Genomic DNA, 22,574 nt, shown 5'->3' with positions numbered 1-22,574 from the left:
AAGATGGTGCCCGAAGCCGGAATCGAACCGGCACGCCCTTACGAGCGGGGGATTTTAAGTCCCATGCGTCTACCAGTTTCGCCATTCGGGCGGTAGCGCGGTGTTGCGTTGCTCAGCCTTGCGGTTGCGATCCTGACAGGATGGCTGCTTGAAAAGCCGAGCGGGGAATATATACATGACGTCCCGGTGAAGCAAGTTCGCAGTGGTCGATTTGAAGACTAAATCTTGCTGGCGACTGATTAGCAAAAAGTCATTGGAATCATTGAGCTACGAAGCGTGCTTGAAGTAGAGCCGAAGCTGCCGGTAAATCGAGGCAACCGGGTACGAAATTCATGCGAAAAATCAATAAGATCAGAAGGTTACCACTGCTTTCGCATACCGGGCCAGAGATTTTTCTGCGTTGGCGATATGAAGAAGCAACCCATAACTCGCCGAGGTGTCTACGCTAAACGATGACGCCGGAATCAGCGATTGGACCAAACAAGCCTGCACCTTTCACCACGACCCCGCCCCCACGGGCGCTGACTTCCACAACACGTCACCAGAGCCCAGCTCAGGGATGTACCAGCAATCAGGAGATTTGACCCTATGCAAATGAGTGACACCGTTCTCAAAGCGTCCTTGAGCCCCGAGGAGCGCTCCGCGATCGCCGAGATCGAAGCGACCACCAACATCCTGCAGCTTGTCACCCGTCTGACCGGTACGCGCTTTGCCGGCATTGCCAAATTCACGGAAACCGAGTGGATCGTCTGTTCCGCCTACGATCCGATCGAACTGGGGATAAACGTCGGTGATACGCTGGATCTGGAAACCACGCTTTGCAGTGAGTTTCGCAGAAATCCTCAAGCCCTCTTCCTTCCACAAATCAGCCAGGATGGACGACTTTCGTCACGTCCTGTGGTGAAGCAGTATTCGATCGAGAGCTACGCAGGCGCGCCTGTTTTCCTGCCGGATGGCAGATTGTGGGGCGCACTGTGTGCTTTGGATTCAAGGTCTGTGCTGTTCGACAACCCGGATATGGCAGAAACATTGACGCTGTTCGCACGGCTTATCGGCTGTATCTTTTTCTCGAATCTGACTGTTGAGGGCGTTACCCATATCAAGACCGGGGCGTGCCTGACTGAGTAGCCCTGCCAATGGTCGAGGATTACCCAACTTTCTTGCAGACAACAAAAAACCCCGTAGATCATTGATCTACGGGGCTTTTGATAGTGGAGGCCGAGGTCGGAATCGAACCGGCGTAGGTGGATTTGCAATGTTCGCTCTAAAGCTAAGTAAATAACTAGCTCAATTGCAATCTAACTACGTAGTGGCTCGCCCCTTTATCACAGCCCCTGTTTTCAGACAGTAGAATATTTGCTAGCTCGAGTTTAGCCATTAGGCTGAACCCAGGCGATAAGAGGACCTTGCTGAGAACAAATTCAAGACAGAAAATTAATCAAATAGTCCACTAAGAGAATCACTATTCTCTTCGATCGTTCTTACCAGATCGATCATTTGATCCCTATCGATCACAGAATCCGTTAACGTTGTGACAAGCTCGTTATTCTGACCCACAACGAGAACCTCAGGGATATATTTCTGGAAGGCATAGTCATGATGAGGATCATCAGTTTTCTTTTCTACGAAAACAAGTTCGTAGGTTTTACCACCTTTCTTGTATACGGTGGCATACTGTCGAAATGACATATCAGGGTTGAATATCAGATCGGCATGAGCCGTCTTACTGATCTGCTTCCAATTCAAATCGCCATTATGGGTTTTAGTAGCAATATCATCAAAAAGTTTTTCGTATTTGTTCATAGGTCTTCGCAATGGGACTTATAGTCCTCTATGCCCTCTTTAACCGAAGCAATTTCACCTGCGAGAATTGCATTTCTTATTCCCCGCAATGCCATACTTTTCTTAGACCAATACAGTGGCCAAGCAGATGGAAGATTTCTATCCAAGGATTGAAATTTACTCTTAGTAGCATTCGACATAGGAAGAGCATCATCCTGGATCCTCGCCACATCAGAAAAGAGGTCTCTCAATCTGCCCTTTCGCCTAGACTCGATGATATTATTCCTAATACTTCCGATCAAGTACAGAGACAGTACAGTGATAGCCAATGAAATTATAGATGCCCATGATGCAAGCTTATTGAAATCTGCGTCCGTAATGATTGCTCCCTCCTTTTTCATCTCTGCACCTTGCTTTCTGTAAGCGGACGTTATGGATCCTCGCCCTGCGGTCAGGTGACTGACTGGATCGACTTAACCCAATCAAAGTCAGAATATAGCAGCATTACGTACCTTCATCGTCTCCTGCTGCATGAAAATTCAAATCCGTTGCGACTCGCAGAATACAAGGTCAGGTTGACCTGCCCGGTTGACAGCTCTCAGCTGCGCTCTTGGTCATCAACACACCTTCGGAACTCCTGCACATGTGTCGAATTTCAAAGTTTCGAAAGACAAAAAAAACCCCGTAGATCATTGATCTACGGGGTTTTTGATAGTGGAGGCCGAGGTCGGAATCGAACCGGCGTAGGTGGATTTGCAATCCACTGCATAACCATTTTGCTACTCGGCCTCAAAGTATTCGCTGTCAGTAGCGCAACAACAAACACTGTACAAATTGGAGCGGGAAACGAGACTCGAACTCGCGACCCCGACCTTGGCAAGGTCGTGCTCTACCAACTGAGCTATTCCCGCTTGGTGTGGCGCATTCTATAGAATTAAGAAGCCCCGTCAACCCCTTGATTCAAAAAAGTTTTATTTCTTTTCGACATCGGTCTTCAGGTGCGGCCAGGCGGCGCGAAGGTATTGAACCATCGACCACAGGGTCAGCCCTGCAGAGACCATCAGCAGCGTATAACCGAGCACGACCCAGAAGCTGAACGCCTTTGGATGGGCCAGCAGGATCACCAGCGCGAGCATCTGCGCCGCGGTTTTCCATTTGCCCAGATTCGAAACTGCCACCTGTGCCCGGGCGCCGAGTTCGGCCATCCATTCGCGCAGCGCCGAAATCACGATCTCACGACCGATGATGACCGCTGCGGGGAGCGTGAGCCAGAGATTGCCGTGTTCCTGCACCAGCAGGACCAAGGCGACAGCCACCATCAGCTTGTCGGCGACCGGATCGAGAAACGCACCGAAGGGTGTGCTCTGCTCCAGTCGGCGCGCCAGATAACCATCGAGCCAGTCGGTGGCGGCCGCGAAGGCGAACACCGAGGCGGAGGCCATGTAACTCCATTCGTAAGGCAGATAGAACAGCAAAATGAAGATCGGGATGAGCAGGACGCGTAGAACGGTAATCAGATTAGGGATATTCATCGGCACAACTGGCTACGAGGTGAAGGGGCATTCTACTCACTATGCAGGTTCGCATAAATCGACTCAGCGAGCTTTTTACTGATCCCCGGGGCTTTGGCGATCTCTTCGATGCTTGCACGAGACAGCTCCTGCAATCCACCAAAATGTTTCAACAGGTCACGGCGCCGGGTCGGCCCTACCCCTGCCACGCCTTCCAGCGTTGAGGTGCGGCGCGTCTTGCCGCGGCGGGCGCGGTGTCCCGTAATCGCGAAGCGATGCGCCTCATCGCGGATCTGCTGGATCAGGTGCAAGGCAGGCGAATCGCCGCGCAATGTGAACTCGTGGGCTGCATCATTCAGATACAACGTTTCGAAACCGGCCTTGCGGGTGGCACCTTTGGCGACGCCCAAAAGGATCAGGTCGGGCACGGCCAGTTCGTTGAGGACATCACGGGCCATCGACAGCTGGCCCTTGCCACCGTCGACCAGCAGGATGTCTGGCAACTTGCCCTCGCCGTCCTTGAGTTTGCTGAAGCGGCGGGTCAGCGCCTGGTGCATGGCCGCATAATCATCGCCGGCGGTGACGCCTTCGATGTTGTAGCGGCGGTAATCCGACTTGATTGCCCCTTCCGGCCCGAAGACCACGCACGAGGCCACCGTCGCCTCGCCGCTGGAATGACTGATGTCATAGCATTCCAGGCGTTGCGGCGGCTCGTCGAGGTTCAACACCTCGGCCAGCGCGTCGAATCGCGCAGCCGTGTGCTGACGATTGGCCAGACGCGCGCCCAACGCTTGCTCAGCGTTGGTCACGGCCAGTTGCTGCCAGCGCGCTCGCGTACCGCGCACCCGGTGGCTGATCGCCAATTCGCGGCCGCGCAAGGTATGGATGCCTTCGATCAGGGCCGGGAAGTCCTCGTGAACCACGTTGACGATCAATTCGCTCGGCAGATCCCGTTCGGGGCTACTGATGTAGTACTGGCCGAGGAAGGCCGCCATGACTTCGGAAACTTCTTCCTCGATGCCGACCTGGGGGAAGAAATTCTTGCTGCCCAGCACTCGCCCGCCGCGCACGCTGATCAGGTGGACACAGGCGCCACCGGGGTTGACGAAGGCCGCGATGACATCGATATCACCGGTGCCGCCCTCCATGCTTTGCTGATCCTGAACGCGGCGCAGCAAAGCAATTTGGTCGCGCAATTCGGCGGCACGCTCGAATTCGAGATTGATCGCCGCTTCTTCCATCGCCGTGGACAGCTCATTGGTCAACGCGTGGCTGCGGCCTTCAAGGAACATCACCGAGTGGCGCACGTCTTCGGCGTAGACATCAGGCTCGACCAGGCCCACACAAGGCGCCTTGCAGCGCTTGATCTGATATTGCAGGCATGGACGGGTGCGATTCTTGTAATAGCTGTCTTCGCACTGACGGACAAAGAAGGTTTTTTGCAGGATGCTCAGGCTCTCGCGGATGGCACCGGCACTCGGGTACGGGCCGAAATACTTGCCCTTGGCTTTTTTGGCGCCGCGATGAATGCTCAGGCGTGGAAACTGCCCATCCGACAAAAAAACATAGGGATAGGACTTATCGTCACGCAGCAGGATGTTGTAGGGCGGGCGCCATTCCTTGATCAGCGTCTGTTCCAGCAACAGCGCTTCGGTTTCGTTGGCTGTGATGGTGGTTTCGACCTGAGCGATGCGCCCGACCAGTGCAGCAGTCTTCGGCGCCAGCCCGGTCTTGCGAAAATAGCTCGCCAGGCGTTTCTTCAGGTTTTTCGCTTTACCCACATACAGCAGACGCGCCTCGCTGTCGAACATGCGATAGACGCCGGGGCGACCGCTGACGGTGGACAGGAAAGCACTGGAATCAAATATTTCGGTCATGGTCAGGCGCTGGCATCCACCATGCCATGTCGCACCGCGAGGAGCGTCAACTCAACGTCGCTGCTGATCGAAAGTTTCTCGAAAATGCGGTAGCGGTAGGTGTTCACGGTTTTCGGCGACAGGCACAGTTTGTCGGAAATGATCTGCACCTTCTGGCAACCGACAATCATCAATGCGATCTGGATTTCCCGCTCGGACAGGGCATCGAATGGCGAGTCATTGGTTGGCTGGAAGGACTTGATCGCCAACTGCTGGGCGATCTGCGGACTGATGTAGCGCTGGCCGGCGAACACCAGGCGAATGGCCTGGACCATTTCCGGCAAGCCTGCCCCTTTGGTCAGGTAACCGGCGGCGCCAGCCTGCAGCAGACGCGTCGGGAAAGGGTCTTCCTCGCACACGGTGACAGCAACCACCTTGATGTCGGGATGGCTGCGCAGCAGCTTTCGCGTGGCTTCGAGGCCGCCGATGCCTGGCATCTTGACGTCCATCAGCACGACGTCAGGCTTCAACTCCCGTGCCTTGATCAGGGACTCTTCACCTGATTCGGCCTGACCCACCACCTGCAGGCCATCGATATCGGCCAGCATCCGTGTAATGCCTGTACGAACGAGATCATGGTCATCGACCACTAGCACCCTAATCAAGCAGACACCTCGCGATATGGTCTTATTGGGATGCCGGACACCTTAGCAAAAAGTGCCTGACAGACCTAGCGGAAAGCCGCATTTAAAAAGTTTCAATTCGTCATTGAGGGCTTGCCGGCTGTGGGTTTCAGAGCACAGCTGTACTTAAATCGAGCTGCATCCTCAGGAAATACTCATCCCTGCCGACGATCCGCAGTCCTTTGCGCCCGTACAGTTTTTGCGCCGGGTTGTTATCGAACACCGTCAACCGCAGCGCCGGTCGTCCTGCCTGAAGGGCCATGCCGATAACCTGATCAATCGCCCAGGAACCGGCGCCCTGCCCTTGCCACGCCTGATCGATCTGCAATTCGCGGACGTACAGCGCCCGCGCATCCTGGCTCAGACTGAAAAACCCGATCGGGGTTTCGTCCCGGACAATCAACCAGCTGTCACGATAGTGCCAGCCTGCGTCGAACGCTTCGTCCTGCCACAACAGATCGTGGTCAATGTAATAGCGCAGCATGTTGCGACAGGTCAGGCCCCGCGCGAAATCCAGGTCATCATCGGTGGCATGCCGAATTCGGTAGCTCATTCAGCCCCCCTCCATAACCACAAAAATTTACTCAACCCGAATCATTTGCCAGCGATAGCGCTTTCGCTCAACTGGTAATAGCATTTTCTGATTGCTGATGCGCACCAGCGTCGAGTAAGCTCGGCGCACTCAACGGAGAAAACCATGTTCAACGCCCTCGCACAGTCACGCATCGCCAGCGCCCCGCGCTCGATTGCGCCTGCCCGGGTGAATGACGTGTGCGCTCCTGGCAGTTTTTATTTTGGGTATTGGTTTAGCCACTGGCGCGCCTGATACCCAAACGGCGCCCATGAAAAACGGGTCGCCTACCAGAGATTTCTCAACCCCCGGTCGGCTTCCCGATCGGGGGTTTTGTTTTTTCAGGCCCAATATTTTCCAGCACCACACCAGACAATTCGAGGATTACATCATGAACTACGCCACTTATTACCGTTACGACAGCTTTAGCGCCTGGCGATTTACCAGCCTCCGCTCGGGACAGCCTGCCGCCTCCGATCGGTCACCCACAGGTGGCAAACACACACCCCTAGCCAGTACGGCCATTTGTCGAACACCCCAGTAGGGCCGAGCGCGCGGGAAATACCCGCCATCCGCCCAGGAAGACCGAACATGAACTCTTCAGTTTCCGCTCTGCCGCTGTCCACACTCGATTCTGCCAACGAAGCACTGACCCTGCGTCTGCCCAGCTCGTTGCAACTCAAACAGCAATTACCGCTCAGCCATTCCCTGCATCAGCAGGTCAATGCCCACCGCCAGGCGGTGCGCGCCATCCTCAACGGCGAAGACCCGCGCCTGCTGGTGATCGTTGGCCCCTGCTCTATCCATGACCCGCAATCAGCAATCGAATACGCTGCCAGACTCGCTCGCCTGGCCCAGGATGTCAGCGAGGAAATGCTGCTGGTCATGCGCGCCTACGTTGAAAAGCCGCGTACGACGGTCGGCTGGAAAGGCCTGGCCTACGATCCGCATCTGGACGGTACTGACGACATGGCTACGGGCCTGACGCTGTCCCGCGAACTCATGCTGGAAATGATCCGTCTCGGTCTGCCGGTGGCCACCGAGCTGCTACAACCCATGGCCGCTAACTACTTCGATGACCTGCTCAGCTGGGTGGCCATTGGTGCCCGCACCACCGAATCGCAGATTCACCGGGAAATGGCCAGCGGCCTGAACATGCCGGTGGGTTTCAAGAACGGCACCGACGGCGGCGCCGCCGTTGCTGTCGACGCCATGCGTTCGGCAGCCCATCCGCATCGGCACTTCGGCGTGGATAGCCAAGGACATCCAGCGATCGTGCAGACCGCTGGCAACGCTGACACCCACATGGTGCTGCGCGGCGGCCATCAAGGGCCAAACTACGACGCGACCAGCGTGGCCAAGATCAGCGCCGAGCTCAGCCGACTGAAAATCCCGAGCCGCATCATGGTCGATTGCAGCCATGCCAACAGCGGCAAGGATCCACTGCGTCAGCCAGCAGTCTTCAACGACGTTCTTGAGCAGCGCCTTCGTGGCGACCGCTCGCTGATCGGCATGATGCTGGAATCGCACCTCTTCGAAGGCTGCCAGCCGCTGAGCAATTCCCTGCGCTACGGCGTGTCGATCACCGATGGCTGCCTCGGCTTCGACGCAACGGAACAATTGTTGACTGACGCGGCGAGGCGCCTCGCGCAAACCCAACGTTGATCGCAACCGCCCTCCCGCTTACACAGAGCGTGGAGGGCTGCAGTTCGCAGGCTATGCCACTACATTGATCCGTCTCACCGCGGATTGCTGACTGACGTCATCCAGGCGTTCAACCGTGTAGCCAATTTCGACTGTTGTGCCGTGATGTTCACGCCAGAAGCGGTGAGGGACGGTGAAACTCAGCGGTCGCCCGGCCATCTCCGGAGTGATTTCAAGGTCATCCCGGTGACCGAAAAATTCGCCGTCAAGCTTGAGATAGACCAACTCATCCTCCTGCACTTGCGCGTCCTCAATGAGAATGGCAACCCCGTCTACCGAATCCTTCACTGACAACACGTCTTCAATCGCGCCGACAACATCCGGCGCAACCAGTTGCGCACGCGCCGCAGGCCCGATGAAAACCGTGGCGGGCTCTGACGTTCGAATGGTTGCGCAGGGTTGTTCGACACGGTAACCGACAACCACCTCGCCACCGCGATGGGCTTCGATGTAGCTGCCCGGCACCCAGAATGAAAGACTTTGGGCAACCGCATAGGCCTCCACCTTCAATGCATCGGTGAAAATCTCGGGCGAGGTATCTCCGTGCCAGGACAACATCACCCGGTCGCCCACGGACATTCGCGCGTAAGGTTGCAGCGTCACCAGCGTGCCTTCGGCAACGCGCAACGGCTCCAGCGCCCCGTTGACCGAGCCCTCTATCTGCGGCGCCAACAGCTGCGGACGGACATCCCCCACAGACAATTGCAAGCGAGCAGACTCCACGGGGCCGGGTACGCGCGGACTTTGCAGTGCCCAGTAGACCTGCAGCGAACCTCCGTCCAGCGCGGCCACATGCATGCCCTTGATGACGAAGATGACGTCTTTGCCCACCTGGGCCTGGCTGATAAACCGGATCCTCTCGTATTGATAGGCAAAACCTTCGATATCCAGCCCCTCCCAGTACAGCACCAACTGATCGCCACAGGTCATGTTGGCGTAGGGCGCGATCCGTACGACGATCCTGGTTAGCGAAGGGTCGAGGACGCTGCCCTCCAGACCGTCGATCGTCGGCGCGTACAGCGGTTCGGCAGACACTTGAGCCGCGACCGGCTGATGCATGCGCCAGCAAAACTCGATTTCATGGTGATTCATTTCGTCTCCACTCCATGGATAACGTGCCGCCCTGGATGACGACACCGACACCTACATTGAGGACTTCTTTGACTGTCCTGGCTGTCAGCCGCATACGTCGCGAAGCCGGCGTAATCGCTACTCGCAAAGTAGGCAAGTGGGGGCTTCGGGCTCTTATGCCGACAAACGACCCAATGAACTTCCGATTCGGATTTCACAGGTATCCGAAATTTCGTACGCCCCCTATTCCATTTTCAAACGCAACGTGAAGCCTCTTCGTACTTCTTCAACGAGATGAGTGTTTTAGAGTGGCCCGGTGATTTCCCGATGAACTTCTACGAAAAAGGTAAGAACATGCAACGGAATGCTACAACTCGTTATCCCATCCTGTTGGTCCACGGTCTGTTCGGGTTCGAGCGTATCGGTCATTTCGAGCTGTTCCATGACGTCAAGTCCGCGCTGAAATCGGCCGGCTGCCGATTGTTTGTTCCACACCTTTCGGCGACTCACAACAACGAAATGAGGGGTGAGCAATTGCTGTCACAGATTGCCTGTGTGCTGCGAGGCACAGGCGCGAAGAAAGTCAACCTGATCGGACACAGCCAAGGCGCACTCGCTGCACGCTACGCGGCGGCGCTTGCACCAAACGTCGTCGCGTCAGTCACCTCCGTCAGTGGTCCGAACCAGGGCTCGGAGCTCGCCGACTTCCTGCGCAATGCGCTGATCCCGGGCAAGCTGCCGGAGGCCGTCGCACAAAACGTGGCGACGCAGTTTGCCGATTTGTTGTCGCTACTCAGCGGTAATGTGGCACTGCCGCAGAATGCATTGGCCGCGCTCAACGCACTGACCACGGTCGGCGTCGGTCAATTCAATGACAGGTTTCCGCAGGGACTGCCGCAAACCTGGGGTGGCCACGGCCCCGGGCAGGTCAATGGCGTGCGCTATTACTCGTGGAGCGGGGTTGTCCCCCAATCGACGCTGCCAGCGCTGGATCCGGTTCAAGACATATGCCGGCGCCTGTCGCAATACTTCACCACCGAACCCCAGCAGAACGACGGTTTCGTCGGACGCTTCAGTACCCATCTGGGGCAAGTGATCCGCTCTGATTATCCAATGGATCATCTGGCCAGCCTGCGGCGTAGCACTGGCGTAAATGGGCCATCACCCGATCCAATTGACCTGTATGTCGAACATGCACGGCGCCTGCGAGCGGCGGATCTCTGAATCGGATCTGCCATCGAGAATGGAACTTTGCCGAGAATTCGCCCACTGATTCCGGTAGGCTCCACCTTTTATTGAAACAGTTCGGAGAATTCCCCATGGCTAAAGCCACTGCCCGCCACATCCTGGTTTCCAGCGAAGACAAGTGCAACGAACTCAAGGCTCAGATCGAAGCCGGCGCTGATTTCGCCGAAGTCGCCAAGACCAACTCCACCTGCCCGTCCAGCCGCCAGGGCGGTGATCTGGGTTCTTTCGGTCCTGGCCAGATGGTCAAGGAATTCGACACCGTGGTGTTCAGCGCGCCAATCAATGTCGTGCAAGGCCCGGTGAAGACCCAGTTCGGTTACCACCTGCTGGAAGTCACCAGCCGTCAGGACTGATTCGTCGTCCGATTGCGATAACGGCCCGCCTTCTGGTGGGCCGTTGTGTTTCAGTTACATATACGGCTGGCGAGTGACGCGCGGCTCGCGTACAACTTGCGCTTATCGATTTTCCGTTCCAAGGCTGACGATGCGACTGGTTTTTCCCACACTGCTGTTCACCGCCCTCGCCCTGCTCACGGGTGCCGCCGGTGTCAACGCTGCGCCGCAACACGCGTTGACCGTTTACGGTGAACCGGCCAAATACCCCGACGGCTTCAGCCATTTCGACTACACCAATCCGCAAGCGCCGAAGGGCGGGACGATGCGTCGCTCGGCGATCGAAATCGGTCACTTCGACCATTTGCTGCCTTATATAGACAAAGGCATCGGTGTCACACAGATCGACGGGCTCCTTTATTCTCCATTGGCGCAACGCTCGCTCGATGAGCCTTACACCGTCTATGGTCTGGTCGCGGAGAAAATGGAGCGTTCGGACGACGGGCTGTCGCTGCGTTTCTTTATCAATCCCAAGGCGCGCTTTGCCGATGGCAAACCGATCACCGCCGAAGACGTTCGCTATACCTACAACCTGCTGATGACCCAGGGCAGCCTGCGTTATCGCACCCAGTTCGCCGACGTCAAGGACGTCGAAATCGAAGCGCCGCTGACCGTGCGCTTCGACTTCAAAAGCAACGAAAACCGCACCCTGCCGCTGGATATCGCGACCCTGCCGGTGTTCCCCGAACATTGGTGGAAGAGTCGCGATTTCGCTGGCGGCGGTGGCTATGAACCGCCACTGGGCAGCGGACCGTACCGGGTCGGCAAAGTCGATTCCGGGCGCAGCATTACCTTCGAACGCAATGGCGACTGGTGGGGCAAGGACCTGCCGGTCAGTCGCGGCCTGTACAACTTCGACCATTTCAGCATCGAGTACTTCGGCGACACCGACGTCGCCCGTCAGGTGCTGCGTGGCGGCGCCTATGACTACAACCGCGAATTTTCCGCGACCGGCTACTCGATCGGCTACGACAGCCCAGCTCTCAGCGATGGCCGTTTGCAGAAAGCCCACCTCGCCACCGAAGCGCCGCAGTCGGCTCAGGGCTTCGTGTTCAATCTGCAAAAACCGATGTTCCAGGACCGTCGTGTGCGCCAGGCACTGGCGATGCTCTGGGATTTCGAATGGAGCAACCGGCAGATGATGCGCAACGTCTATATCCGCCAGCAGAGCTACTTTTCCAATACCGATCTCGCCGCCCGGCAGTTGCCCGATGCGCAGGAATTGAAAATCCTTGAACCGCTGCGCGGCCAGGTACCTGAGGAAGTTTTCAGCAAAGTCTTCGAAGCACCGAAGACCGATGGCAGCGGCATCATCCGCGACAAGCAACTGCAAGCGCTCGATCTGCTCGAGCAGGCCGGCTGGAAACCGGACGGCGACCAACTGGTGAACAGCGCCGGCGAGCCGTTGAGCTTCACCTTTCTGGTCAGCCAGAACGGAATGGATCGCCTGCTGCTGCCCTACAAGCGCACCCTGAAACAGATCGGCATCGAACTCAATATCCGCCGCATCGATGCCTCGCAGTACGTCAACCGCCTGATGAGCCGCGACTACGACATGATCGTTACCGGCTATCCCGTCACCACCTCCCCCGGCGGCGAGCTGCTCAACTATTTCGGTTCGGCGGCAGCCAACGATCCGGGCGCGAACAATTACATGGTGCTGAAAAACCCGGCGGTTGACACCTTGATCAACGGCCTGATCCGCGCCTCGACCCAATCGGACATGCTGCATTACGCCCATGCACTGGACCGGGTGCTGCAATGGAATTACTACTGGATTCCCAACTATTACCCGCCAGGCACCTCGACCGTCTGGTGGAACCGCTTCGGCATTCCGACAGTGCAGGCCAGCAATGACGAAGCCATCGAGAGCTGGTGGGAAATCAGTCGGACACCGCTGACCAATCAACAAATGACCGCTGAGAAAATCAGTCGCAGCAGACCCGGAGGGCCGCACTGATGTGGGGTTACATACTGCGGCGCCTGCTGCTGATCATTCCGACGCTGGTGATCATCCTGCTGGTCAATTTCGTGATCATTCAGGCCGCGCCCGGCGGACCGGTGGAACAAGCCATCGCCCATCTGCAAGGCATCGGCGGTGCCAGTGTCGGCGGCGGAGCCAGCGAGACATCGAGCAACGCTTCGCGCGCCAGCCGTGGCCTGGATCCGCAACTGATCAAGGACATCGAAAAACAGTACGGCTTCGACAAGCCTGCCCACGAACGCCTGTGGCTGATGCTGAAAAACTATGCGCAGCTGGATTTCGGCAAGAGCTTCTTTCGCGGCGCGACGGTCACCGACCTGATTCTGGAAAAAATGCCGGTCACCATCTCATTGGGTTTATGGGCGACGCTGATCACCTATCTGGTGTCGATCCCGCTGGGCATCCGCAAGGCCGTGCACCACGGCAGCCATTTCGATATCTGGAGCAGCACAGCGATCATCATTGGCTATGCGATGCCAGCGTTTCTGTTCGCGATGTTCCTGATCGTGGTATTTGCCGGCGGCACTTCGCTGAACTGGTTTCCGGTGCGCGGACTGGTTTCGGACAACTTCGAATCGCTGTCGACGCTGGGCAAGATCGCCGATTACTTCTGGCATCTGGTGTTGCCGGTCACCGCGCTGGTGATCGGCGGGTTCGCCACCCTGACCATCCTGACGAAAAACTCGTTCCTCAATGAGATCACCCGGCAGTACGTGGTCACCGCCCGGGCCAAGGGCTTGAGCGAACGCCGTGTGCTGTACGGACATGTGTTCCGCAACGCCATGCTGCTGGTGGTGTCCGGGATTCCTCAGGCGTTCATCAGCGTATTCTTCGCCGGCTCCCTGCTGATCGAAGTGATCTTCTCCCTCGACGGCCTTGGGCGCATGAGCTACGAAGCGGCGGTTTCACGGGACTATCCGGTGGTGTTCGGCTCGCTGTTCATCTTCACCCTGTTCGGTCTGCTGATAAAACTGCTCGGCGACCTGTGCTACACCCTGGTCGACCCGCGTATCGACTTCGCCGCGAGGAACGCCTGATGCTCACGCTCTCGCCTTTGGGGCGCCGCCGTTTCGAACGTTTCAAGAAAAACCGTCGCGGCTGGTGGTCGCTGTGGTTGTTCATCGGCCTGTTCATGCTGACGCTGGGCGGCGAATTGATCGCCAACGACAAGCCGTTGATGGTCAGTTATCAGGGACAGTGGTACTTCCCGGTGCTCAAGCGCCACACCGAGCAGGAATTCGGCGGGCAACTGCCCTTCCAGGCTGATTATCGCAGCGAGTACGTGCAGAACCTGATCCGCAAGGAGGGCGGCTGGTTATTGTTCCCGCCGATTCCGTTCAGCGACGACACGCCCAACTACGACTTGAACAAACCGGCGCCAAGCCCACCAACGTTGGTCAACTGGCTGGGCACCGACGATCAGGCCCGCGATGTGCTGGCGCGGGTCATTTTTGGCGCTCGGGTGTCGATCCTGTTTGCGTTGATGCTGACCTTCGTCAGTGCGCTGATCGGCATCGCTGCCGGCGCGTTGCAGGGCTATTACGGTGGCTGGGTCGATCTGCTCGGGCAGCGCGTACTTGAAGTCTGGTCGGGACTGCCAGTGCTGTATCTGCTGATCATTCTTTCCGGTTTCGTCGAGCCGAATTTCTGGTGGCTGCTGGGGATCATGGCGCTGTTTTCCTGGCTGGCCCTGGTGGACGTAGTGCGCGCCGAGTTCCTGCGCGGGCGCAATCTGGAATACGTCAAAGCCGCGCGCGCCCTGGGTCTGACTGACCGCAAGGTGATCTTCCGGCACATCCTGCCCAACGCGATGAACGCCACGCTGAGCTACCTGCCGTTCATTCTGACCGGGGCCATCTCGACGCTGACCGCGCTGGATTTCCTCGGCTTCGGCATGCCGGCCGGCAGTGCTTCGCTGGGCGAGCTGATCGGTCAGGGCAAGCAGAACCTGCAAGCGCCATGGCTTGGCTTGACCGCGTTCTTCACCCTGGCGCTGATCCTTTCATTACTGGTATTCATCGGCGAAGCGTTGCGTGACGCTTTTGACCCTCGATCCTGAAGCGTGACCATGACTGACAACCTGATTGAAATCCGCAACCTCAATGTCGCCTTCCATGGCCAGACGGTGGTGCGTGACCTGTGCGTGGATATCCGCCCCGGTGAATGCCTGGCACTCGTCGGCGAATCGGGTTCGGGGAAATCGGTGACGGCGCATTCGATCCTGCAACTGCTGCCCGACACTGAGGCGCAATCCCGTGGCAGCATCCGCTATCGAGGGCAGGAGCTGCTGGGCGCCGATCCGAAAGTCTTGCGAGAACTGCGCGGCAATCGCATCGCCATGATCTTTCAGGAGCCGATGACCTCGCTCAATCCCTTGCACACCATCGAAAAGCAGATCGGCGAAACCCTGCTGCTGCACCGTGGCCTGGGCGGCAAGCAAGCGCAGCAGCGCATTCTCGAACTGCTCGGACTGGTCGGCATCCAGAAGCCCCGGGAACGGCTGAAGGCCTATCCGCATCAACTCTCTGGCGGGCAACGGCAGAGGGTGATGATCGCCATGGCGCTAGCCTGCGAACCGGAGTTGCTGATTGCTGACGAACCGACCACGGCACTGGACGTCACCGTGCAGCGCAAGATTCTCTTGCTGCTCAAATCCCTGCAACAGCGCTTGGGCATGTCGCTGCTGCTGATCAGCCACGATCTCAATCTGGTACGCAGCATTGCTCAGCGCGTCTGTGTGATGAAGGCCGGCGAGATTGTCGAGCAGGCGCCCTGCGAAACCCTGTTCACCGAGCCGAGACACCCTTACAGCTGCGTGCTGTTGAACGCGGAGCCCGAAGGTGAAGCCCTGCCCCGTGACGAGCGTGAAAACGTGCTGGAAGTGGCAGACCTGCGCGTCGATTTTCAGGTCGCTGGCGGACTGTTCCAGCGCAAGCAATATTTGCGCGCAGTTGACGGCATCAGTTTGAACATTCAGCGCGGCAAGACCCTGGGCATCGTTGGCGAATCTGGTTCGGGCAAGTCGACGCTGGGTCAGGCGATCCTGCGTTTGCTCGACTCCGAGGGCAGCATTCGCTTTCAGGGCGCAGCGCTCGACGGCCTCAATCAGAAGCAACTGCGACCGTGGCGGCGGCAAATGCAGGTGGTGTTTCAGGACCCGTTTGGCAGCCTCAGCCCGCGCATGTCGGTGGCGCAGATCATCAGCGAAGGTCTGGAAGTGCATTGCGAATCGACGGCTAACGAATGCGACGAGCAAGTGATTCGCGTGCTCAGGGAAGTCGGCCTCGACCCGGAAAGCCGCCATCGCTACCCGCATGAATTCTCCGGCGGCCAGCGTCAGCGCATCGCCATCGCCCGGGCGCTGGTGCTGAAACCGGCGCTGATCCTGCTCGATGAGCCGACTTCGGCACTCGATCGCACGGTGCAGAAACAAGTGGTCGCCCTGCTCCGTGACCTGCAGGAAAAACACGGTTTGACTTATCTGTTCATCAGCCACGATCTTGCGGTAGTGCGCGCGCTGGCCCACGACATGATTGTGATCAAGGACGGCAAAGTGGTCGAGCGTGGCGCCAGTCATGAGGTATTCGACAATCCCCAGCATCCGTACACCAAAGAGCTGTTGGCGGCGGCGCATCCGGGGTAGGCATAATCGCAGCCCGACTCGGAACCGAGTCATGGCTATCGCAAGCAGGCTCACTCCTACAATTGGAATGCGTTCCCCCTGTAGGAGTGAGCCTGCTCGCGATGAAGCCTCAACAGGCGAAATATTTTCAGGACCTTGCAGATGAACACCACCGAAAGCCTCAAGGACTATCAACGGGTTCGCACTCTGGCGATCCGTTCGCTGTTCGAGATCATCGAGCAGTCCAGTGAAGGCACGGTGATTGTCGATCGCGATGCGAACATCGTCTGGATGAACGAGCGCTACGCGCGGCGCTTTGGTCTTGAATCTGCGGCAGGCGCCATCGGCAAACCCTGCGAAAGCGTGATCCCCGGCAGCCTGCTGCGCGAAGTGGTGCGCACCGGTCGCCCCATTCTGCTGGACATGCAGGACACACCGAAGGAACCGCTGGTGGTGATGCGCCTGCCCATCCATGACGACGCCGGCAGTGTGATCGGCGCCATCGGTTTTGCCCTGTTCGACGAATTGCGCACGTTGTCGCCGATGCTCAAGCGCTACCTGAGCATGCAGGAAGAACTGGCCTCGACCCGCTCGCTGCTGCGCGCGCGGCAGACCAAATACAACTTCGCCCATTTCATCGGCACCAGCGCTGCCAGCCTCGAAGTCAAACGCCGCGCCCGACGCAGTGCCAGCGCTGATTCGCCGGTGTTGCTGCTCGGCGAAACCGGCACCGGCAAGGAATTGCTTGCGCAAGCCATTCACAGCGCCTCGCCACGGGCGCACAAAGCCTTCGTCAGCATCAACAGTGCGGCCATTCCGGAGGCTTTGCTGGAAGCCGAGTTCTTCGGCACGGCACCGGGCGCGTTTACCGGTGCTGATCGCAAGGGCCGTACCGGCAAATTGCAGATCGCTCAGGGCGGCACGCTGTTTCTCGACGAGATCGGCGATATGCCGCTGCCGCTGCAAAGCAAACTGCTGCGGGTTTTGCAGGAAAAGGAATTCGAACCGGTCGGCTCCAATGAAGTGATTCAGAGCGATGTGCGGGTGATCGCCGCGACTTCGACAGATTTGCAGGCGGCGATCAAGCGTGGCGAATTTCGCGCCGATTTGTACTACCGCCTCAACGTCCTGCCAATCCAGGTGCCGCCGCTGCGTGAACGGCTTGATGACCTGCCCGCGCTGAGCGAGGCGATTCTGGAGGAGCTGCGCAGCCAGCATGAATTGCACCGCGATGCGCTGGCGCTGCTCGGCCAGCATGCGTGGCCGGGCAACATTCGCGAGTTGCGCAATGTGCTTGAACGGGCGGCGCTGCTCAGTGATGACTTACTGCTGACCGAGCAGGATATTCGCGGGGCGATTGGGTCGTTCACCCCGGTTGAGCGCACGGCCGATCCGGGCGTACAAGCAGCCGTGGGTGAGACATTCGCCCAGGCGCGAGCGCGTTTTGATCGGCAGTTGATTGAGTCGGCCCTGGCGCAATGCGCGGGGAAAGTGCCGGAGGCTGCGGCTCGGTTAGGGCTGGGGCGGTCGACGCTGTACAAGAAAATGCTGGCGTTGGGAATCGTTTGAGTCTCACTAAAGAGACAGCAATCTCTTTTTTTAGATAGGTTTTTCGAGATCAAAAGATCGCAGCCTTCGGCAGCTCCTACAGGGTAAATACGACCTTCCGTGTAGGAGCTGCCGAAGGCTGCGATCTTTTATCGGTCTCAAAATAGAGACAAATTACTCAAGATGCTGACCTTGCCGTAGAGAATATTCATAGATATCAATTGGTTAGGGTTTTGGCACAGTAATCGCTACAGCCTCTCCACCCGTTCCACCTATAAAAACAACAATCCTGGAGAGACACACCATGAGTGTGATCATTGCCCTGGCAGCGCTGACGCTGCTGATGCTCGCCGCCTACCGTGGCTACAGCGTTATCCTCTTCGCCCCGATCGCTGCCCTCGGCGCGGTTTTGCTCACCGATCCATCCGCCGTCGCGCCCGCGTTTACCGGGGTGTTCATGGACAAGATGGTCGGTTTCATCAAGCTCTACTTTCCCGTTTTCCTGCTCGGCGCAGTGTTTGGCAAGCTGATCGAACTGTCCGGCTTCTCGCGGTCGATTGTCGCCGCCGCGATTCGCTTGCTCGGCACCCGGCAAGCGATGCTGGTGATCGTGCTGGTTTGCGCCCTGCTGACTTACGGCGGCGTGTCGTTATTTGTCGTGGTGTTTGCGGTGTACCCGTTCGCCGCCGAGATGTTTCGCCAAAGCAATATTCCCAAGCGCTTGATCCCGGCGACCATCGCGCTCGGTGCGTTCTCGTTCACCATGGACGCCCTGCCCGGCACGCCGCAGATCCAGAACATCATCCCCAGCACGTTTTTCAATACCACCGCATGGGCGGCGCCGTGGCTGGGCGTGATCGGCACGATATTCGTGTTCTGCGCCGGCATGCTGTTTTTGCAGCGCCAGCGCAACAAGGCGCAGCGTGCCGGTGAAGGCTATGGCACCGAACTGCGCAACGAACCGGAAACCGCTGAAGACCTCCAACTGCCGAACCCGTGGATCGCGCTGTCGCCATTGCTGGCGGTCGGGATCATGAACCTGCTGTTCACCCAGTGGATTCCGCAGTGGTATGGCAAGACCCACAGCCTCGCACTGCCGGGCATGGCCGCGCCAGTCACGACCGAGATCGCCAAGCTCACGGCGATCTGGGCGGTGCAGGCTGCGTTGCTGGTCGGCATTCTCATGGTATTGGCATTCGGCTTTCAGGCGATTCGCAGCAAGCTTGCCGAAGGCAGCAAAAGCGCGGTCAGCGGTGCGTTGCTGGCGGCGATGAACACCGCGTCCGAATACGGCTTTGGTGCGGTCATCGCCTCACTGCCCGGCTTTCTGGTGTTGGCCGACTGGCTCAAGCAGATCCCCAATCCACTGGTCAACGAAGCCATCACCGTGACGCTGCTCGCCGGCATCACCGGTTCGGCCTCGGGCGGCATGAGCATTGCGCTGGCGGCGATGTCCGAACAGTTCATCAGTGCGGCGCATGCGGCGAATATTCCGCTGGAAGTGCTGCACCGCGTGGCCGCAATGGCCAGTGGCGGCATGGACACCCTGCCGCACAACGGCGCGGTGATCACGCTGCTGGCGGTGACCGGGCTGACCCACCGTGAAGCCTATAAAGACATTTTCTGTATTACGCTGATCAAGACCCTGGCGGTTTTCGTGGTGATCGGCACTTTCTACGCCACTGGCATTGTGTGAGGTATTCATGACCACTCTTTCCGGCAAGACAGCGCTGGTAACCGGCTCCACCAGCGGCATCGGCCTGGGCATCGCGCTGAGCCTGGCGCAGGCCGGCGCCAACCTGATTCTCAATGGTTTCGGCGACGCCTCGAAGGTGATTGCCGAGGTCGCCCGGTTCGGCGGCAAGGTCGGCCATCATCCCGCCGATGTCAGCGACCCGGCGCAGATTGCCGACATGATCGCTTACGCCGAGCGTGAGTTTGGCGGCGTCGACATTCTGGTCAACAACGCGGGTATTCAACACGTGGCGGCGGTGGAAGAATTTCCAGTCGAGCGGTGGGATTCGATCATCGCGATCAACCTGTCATCGGTGTTTCACAGCACTCGCTTGAGCCTGCCGGGCATGCGCGAGAAAAACTGGGGACGGATCATCAATATCGCGTCGGTGCATGGCCAGGTCGGCTCCACCGGCAAAGCCGCGTATGTCGCCGCCAAACATGGTGTGATCGGCCTGACCAAAGTGGTCGGGCTGGAAACCGCGACCAGCCATGTCACCTGCAACGCGATCTGTCCGGGCTGGGTGTTGACGCCGCTGGTGCAGAAGCAGATCGATGATCGTGCGGCCAAGGGCGTCGATCCGCAGCAGGCGCAGCATGACCTGCTCGCCGAGAAACAGCCTTCGCTGGAGTTCGTTACGCCGCAGCATCTGGGTGAGCTGGTACTGTTTTTGTGCAGCGAGGCTGGCAGCCAGGTGCGCGGGGCGGCGTGGAATATTGATGGAGGGTGGTTGGCGCAATAATCCTGCCCGCTCCTGTAGGAGTGAGCCTGCTCGCGATAGCGGTGGATCAGACACAGTTCGGGATTCTGACACAACGCTTTCGCGAGCAGGCTCGCTCCCACAGGAGATGATTTCCGTGGCCTGTACGAATCAGATAAGAAGAGGCAACCCATGTCCGACATCCTCTGGCAACCCGACCCGCAGCGTATCGCCCGTTCGCGTATGGACGTGTTTCGGCGCGAGATCAATCAGCGGCATTCGCTGCAGCTCGATGACTACCCTGCCCTGCACCAATGGAGCATCGAGCAGCGCGGCGATTTCTGGCAGGCGATCGTCGATTTCTTCGACATCCGCTTCCATACCCAACCCGACGCCGTTTTCCACGAAGGTGCGCAGATGCCCAGCGCCGAGTGGTTTCCCGGCGCGACGCTGAACTTCGCCGAACACCTGCTGCGCCGTCGCGACGATGCCGTAGCGGTGGTCGCCGTTGCGGAAAATGGCCAGCGCGAGCAACTGACCTGGGCCGAACTGGCCGAACACGTGGCAGGCTTCCAGGCCAGCCTGCGCGCCGTGGGCATTGGATACGGCGATCGCGTCGCCGCGTGCATGCCCAACACCTGGCAAACACTGGTGGCGATGCTGGCGACTACCAGCCTTGGCGCGATCTGGTCGTGCTCGTCACCAGACTTTGGTACCCACGGCGTGATCGATCGCTTTGGCCAGATCGAACCGAAACTGCTGCTCACCTGCGCGGGCTATCAATACGCCGGAAAAACCCTCGATCAGACCGCAAAGCTCAACGAAATCCTGGCGCAACTGCCGTCGCTGCAGCAGTTGATCATCGTGCCGTACGCCCGTCCGCAAGCGCGCATCGACGACTACCAGACCGACGCCGAAGTCACTCTGTGGCAAGACTTCTACGAACCGGATGGCGAGCCGGATTTCACCCCGGTGCCGTTCAACCATCCGCTCTACGTGCTGTACTCCAGCGGCACCACTGGCGTGCCGAAATGCATCGTCCACAGCACCGGCGGCGTGCTGCTGCAACTCGTCAAGGAGCATGGTTTGCACTGCGACCTCGGCCCTGGTGATCGCTTGTTCTACTACACGACCTGCGGCTGGATGATGTGGAACTGGCTGGTCTCGGCACTCGCGGTGGGCAGCGCCGTGGTGCTCTACGACGGCTCGCCGTTCCACCCGGACCCTCAGCGTCTGCTCGAACTGATCGACGACGAGCGCATCAGCGTGTTTGGCACCAGTCCCAAGTTCCTCGCCACATTGGAAAGCGGCGGCGCCAGACCCCGTGAAAGTCATGACTTGAGCAGCTTGAAAACACTGCTGTGTACGGGCTCGGCGCTGTCGCCGCAAAGCTATGATTTCGTTTATCGCGACTTCAAAACCGACGTATGCCTGGCGTCGATGTCCGGTGGCACGGACATCGTTTCCTGCTTCGTCAACGGCAATCCGCTGTCACCGGTCCGCCGCGGAGAAATCATGGGCAAGAGCCTGGGCATGGCCGTCGAGGTGTGGAACGACGCTGGTCAGCCGGTGATCGGTGAAAAAGGAGAACTGGTCTGCACCCGGCATTTTCCGGCGATGCCGATCGGGTTGTGGAATGATCCTGACGGCACAAAACTGCGCCAGTCCTATTTCAGTCTCTTTCCCGGCTTCTGGGCGCAGGGTGACTACGCCGAACAATTGCCCAATGGCGCAATGATGATCCATGGCCGCTCGGACGCGGTGCTGAATCCGGGTGGCGTGCGCATCGGTACAGCGGAAATCTATCGTCAGGTCGAGAAGATCACCGAAGTACAGGACAGCGTCGCCATCGGTCAGCAGTGGCAGGATGATGTGCGGGTTGTGCTGTTTATCAGGTTGCGCGAAGGGCTGGAACTGGATGAAGCAATGGAGCAGCGCATCCGTCAGGTGATCCGCGCCAACACCTCCCCAAGGCATGTACCGGCGAAAATTGTGGCGGTGACAGACATTCCACGCACCATCAGCGGCAAGGTCGTGGAACTGGCTGTGCGCGAGATGGTGCATGGGCGACCGGTAAAAAATACCGATGCGCTGGCCAATCCCGAAGCGCTGGAGCAGTTTCGGGATCGGTGGGAGCTTGAGCAGTGAATATTGCAAAGGTCAAGGT

General features: G+C 58.4%; 18 protein-coding genes and 3 tRNA genes. 12 read left to right on the top strand and 9 right to left on the bottom strand.

All coding sequences use genetic code 11. The annotated features are described in order from the left end of the window. Window positions 1-4 precede the first annotated feature (4 nt). Window positions 5-91: transfer RNA gene (locus QRN33_RS15395), tRNA-Leu, on the bottom strand. A gap of 503 nt (window positions 92-594) precedes the next feature. Between QRN33_RS15395 and QRN33_RS15390 the strand changes: the two genes are divergently transcribed. Next, the gene (locus QRN33_RS15390) at window positions 595-1,128 is read left to right on the top strand and encodes a GAF domain-containing protein (RefSeq protein WP_371919855.1); all 534 of its coding nucleotides are present in this window, start codon (window positions 595-597) and stop codon (window positions 1,126-1,128) included. A gap of 306 nt (window positions 1,129-1,434) precedes the next feature. Here the strand turns inward: QRN33_RS15390 and QRN33_RS15385 are convergent, their stop codons facing one another. The 7 genes from QRN33_RS15385 to QRN33_RS15355 all read right to left on the bottom strand — a co-directional run bounded on the left by QRN33_RS15385 (window position 1,435) and on the right by QRN33_RS15355 (window position 6,385). Then, the gene (locus tag QRN33_RS15385) at window positions 1,435-1,803 is read right to left on the bottom strand and encodes a hypothetical protein (protein ID WP_285409259.1); all 369 of its coding nucleotides are present in this window, start codon (window positions 1,801-1,803) and stop codon (window positions 1,435-1,437) included. Between the two features lie 694 nt (window positions 1,804-2,497). Then, window positions 2,498-2,571: transfer RNA gene (locus QRN33_RS15380), tRNA-Cys, on the bottom strand. Between the two features lie 46 nt (window positions 2,572-2,617). Continuing rightward, a tRNA-Gly gene (locus QRN33_RS15375) sits at window positions 2,618-2,693 on the bottom strand. 60 nt (window positions 2,694-2,753) lie between these two features. After that, window positions 2,754-3,314, bottom strand: a complete 561-nt coding sequence (pgsA, locus tag QRN33_RS15370; protein ID WP_042610378.1) for a CDP-diacylglycerol--glycerol-3-phosphate 3-phosphatidyltransferase — start codon at window positions 3,312-3,314, stop codon at window positions 2,754-2,756. A gap of 32 nt (window positions 3,315-3,346) precedes the next feature. Next, window positions 3,347-5,170, bottom strand: coding sequence for an excinuclease ABC subunit UvrC (gene uvrC, locus QRN33_RS15365; RefSeq protein ID WP_042610377.1), 1,824 nt, complete (start codon window positions 5,168-5,170; stop codon window positions 3,347-3,349). Between the two features lie 2 nt (window positions 5,171-5,172). Then, on the bottom strand, window positions 5,173-5,814 hold the full coding sequence (gene gacA, locus QRN33_RS15360; RefSeq protein ID WP_024012761.1) for a response regulator transcription factor GacA: 642 nt from the start codon (window positions 5,812-5,814) through the stop codon (window positions 5,173-5,175). 127 nt (window positions 5,815-5,941) lie between these two features. Then, on the bottom strand, window positions 5,942-6,385 hold the full coding sequence (locus QRN33_RS15355) for a GNAT family N-acetyltransferase (RefSeq protein ID WP_285409258.1): 444 nt from the start codon (window positions 6,383-6,385) through the stop codon (window positions 5,942-5,944). 609 nt (window positions 6,386-6,994) lie between these two features. Here QRN33_RS15355 and QRN33_RS15350 point away from each other — a divergent pair. After that, window positions 6,995-8,068 (top strand): 3-deoxy-7-phosphoheptulonate synthase, encoded by a 1,074-nt coding sequence (locus tag QRN33_RS15350; protein WP_285409257.1) that lies wholly within the window; start codon window positions 6,995-6,997, stop codon window positions 8,066-8,068. Window positions 8,069-8,119: 51 nt separating this feature from the next. Here the strand turns inward: QRN33_RS15350 and QRN33_RS15345 are convergent, their stop codons facing one another. Further along, window positions 8,120-9,199, bottom strand: coding sequence for a hypothetical protein (locus QRN33_RS15345; RefSeq protein WP_285409256.1), 1,080 nt, complete (start codon window positions 9,197-9,199; stop codon window positions 8,120-8,122). 333 nt (window positions 9,200-9,532) lie between these two features. Between QRN33_RS15345 and QRN33_RS15340 the strand changes: the two genes are divergently transcribed. From QRN33_RS15340 to QRN33_RS15295, 10 genes are all read left to right on the top strand, one after another. Beyond that, entirely contained in the window at window positions 9,533-10,402 is an 870-nt protein-coding gene (locus tag QRN33_RS15340) for an esterase/lipase family protein (protein WP_285409371.1), read from the top strand. A 95-nt stretch (window positions 10,403-10,497) separates the two neighbouring features. Beyond that, window positions 10,498-10,779 carry a peptidylprolyl isomerase gene (locus QRN33_RS15335; RefSeq protein ID WP_042610373.1) on the top strand — a complete coding sequence of 94 codons (282 nt, stop codon included), beginning with the start codon at window positions 10,498-10,500 and terminating at the stop codon, window positions 10,777-10,779. 130 nt (window positions 10,780-10,909) lie between these two features. Further along, window positions 10,910-12,778, top strand: a complete 1,869-nt coding sequence (locus QRN33_RS15330; protein WP_065617215.1) for an extracellular solute-binding protein — start codon at window positions 10,910-10,912, stop codon at window positions 12,776-12,778. Beyond that, a complete protein-coding gene (locus QRN33_RS15325) occupies window positions 12,778-13,839 on the top strand; it encodes a microcin C ABC transporter permease YejB (RefSeq protein WP_065617214.1) in 1,062 nt (353 codons plus the stop codon). The genes QRN33_RS15330 and QRN33_RS15325 overlap by 1 nt, the downstream gene beginning before the upstream one ends. Beyond that, window positions 13,839-14,861, top strand: a complete 1,023-nt coding sequence (locus QRN33_RS15320; protein WP_285409255.1) for an ABC transporter permease — start codon at window positions 13,839-13,841, stop codon at window positions 14,859-14,861. Before QRN33_RS15325 ends, QRN33_RS15320 begins: the two co-directional genes overlap by 1 nt. A 9-nt stretch (window positions 14,862-14,870) precedes the next feature. Next, complete coding sequence (locus tag QRN33_RS15315; RefSeq protein ID WP_285409254.1) at window positions 14,871-16,445, top strand: ABC transporter ATP-binding protein; 1,575 nt, start codon at window positions 14,871-14,873, stop codon at window positions 16,443-16,445. Between the two features lie 141 nt (window positions 16,446-16,586). Beyond that, entirely contained in the window at window positions 16,587-17,993 is a 1,407-nt protein-coding gene (locus QRN33_RS15310; RefSeq protein ID WP_042610368.1) for a sigma-54 interaction domain-containing protein, read from the top strand. A 283-nt stretch (window positions 17,994-18,276) separates the two neighbouring features. Next, entirely contained in the window at window positions 18,277-19,668 is a 1,392-nt protein-coding gene (locus QRN33_RS15305; RefSeq protein WP_065617212.1) for a GntP family permease, read from the top strand. A gap of 7 nt (window positions 19,669-19,675) precedes the next feature. Further along, window positions 19,676-20,449 carry a 3-hydroxybutyrate dehydrogenase gene (hbdH, locus tag QRN33_RS15300; protein ID WP_123418353.1) on the top strand — a complete coding sequence of 258 codons (774 nt, stop codon included), beginning with the start codon at window positions 19,676-19,678 and terminating at the stop codon, window positions 20,447-20,449. Between the two features lie 150 nt (window positions 20,450-20,599). Beyond that, window positions 20,600-22,555: an acetoacetate--CoA ligase gene (locus QRN33_RS15295; protein WP_285409253.1), complete on the top strand. Its 1,956-nt coding sequence runs from the start codon at window positions 20,600-20,602 to the stop codon at window positions 22,553-22,555. Window positions 22,556-22,574: the final 19 nt, after the last annotated feature.

This window comes from Pseudomonas sp. FR229a, from assembly GCF_030209115.1.
GTDB lineage: Bacteria > Pseudomonadota > Gammaproteobacteria > Pseudomonadales > Pseudomonadaceae > Aquipseudomonas > Aquipseudomonas moraviensis_A.
This window is presented reverse-complemented; position numbering and strand designations above follow the sequence as displayed.

Bases quoted from the DNA above. Each gene is read 5' to 3' on its own strand.
- QRN33_RS15390 (WP_371919855.1), top strand. From the start codon at position 595: ATGAGTGACACCGTTCTCAAAGCGTCCTTGAGCCCCGAGGAGCGCTCC.
- QRN33_RS15385 (WP_285409259.1), bottom strand. From the start codon at position 1,803: ATGAACAAATACGAAAAACTTTTTGATGATATTGCTACTAAAACCCAT.
- pgsA (WP_042610378.1), bottom strand. From the start codon at position 3,314: ATGAATATCCCTAATCTGATTACCGTTCTACGCGTCCTGCTCATCCCG.
- uvrC (WP_042610377.1), bottom strand. From the start codon at position 5,170: ATGACCGAAATATTTGATTCCAGTGCTTTCCTGTCCACCGTCAGCGGT.
- QRN33_RS15355 (WP_285409258.1), bottom strand. From the start codon at position 6,385: ATGAGCTACCGAATTCGGCATGCCACCGATGATGACCTGGATTTCGCG.
- QRN33_RS15350 (WP_285409257.1), top strand. From the start codon at position 6,995: ATGAACTCTTCAGTTTCCGCTCTGCCGCTGTCCACACTCGATTCTGCC.
- QRN33_RS15345 (WP_285409256.1), bottom strand. From the start codon at position 9,199: ATGAATCACCATGAAATCGAGTTTTGCTGGCGCATGCATCAGCCGGTC.
- QRN33_RS15340 (WP_285409371.1), top strand. From the start codon at position 9,533: ATGCAACGGAATGCTACAACTCGTTATCCCATCCTGTTGGTCCACGGT.
- QRN33_RS15335 (WP_042610373.1), top strand. From the start codon at position 10,498: ATGGCTAAAGCCACTGCCCGCCACATCCTGGTTTCCAGCGAAGACAAG.
- QRN33_RS15330 (WP_065617215.1), top strand. From the start codon at position 10,910: ATGCGACTGGTTTTTCCCACACTGCTGTTCACCGCCCTCGCCCTGCTC.
- QRN33_RS15325 (WP_065617214.1), top strand. From the start codon at position 12,778: ATGTGGGGTTACATACTGCGGCGCCTGCTGCTGATCATTCCGACGCTG.
- QRN33_RS15320 (WP_285409255.1), top strand. From the start codon at position 13,839: ATGCTCACGCTCTCGCCTTTGGGGCGCCGCCGTTTCGAACGTTTCAAG.
- QRN33_RS15315 (WP_285409254.1), top strand. From the start codon at position 14,871: ATGACTGACAACCTGATTGAAATCCGCAACCTCAATGTCGCCTTCCAT.
- QRN33_RS15310 (WP_042610368.1), top strand. From the start codon at position 16,587: ATGAACACCACCGAAAGCCTCAAGGACTATCAACGGGTTCGCACTCTG.
- QRN33_RS15305 (WP_065617212.1), top strand. From the start codon at position 18,277: ATGAGTGTGATCATTGCCCTGGCAGCGCTGACGCTGCTGATGCTCGCC.
- hbdH (WP_123418353.1), top strand. From the start codon at position 19,676: ATGACCACTCTTTCCGGCAAGACAGCGCTGGTAACCGGCTCCACCAGC.
- QRN33_RS15295 (WP_285409253.1), top strand. From the start codon at position 20,600: ATGTCCGACATCCTCTGGCAACCCGACCCGCAGCGTATCGCCCGTTCG.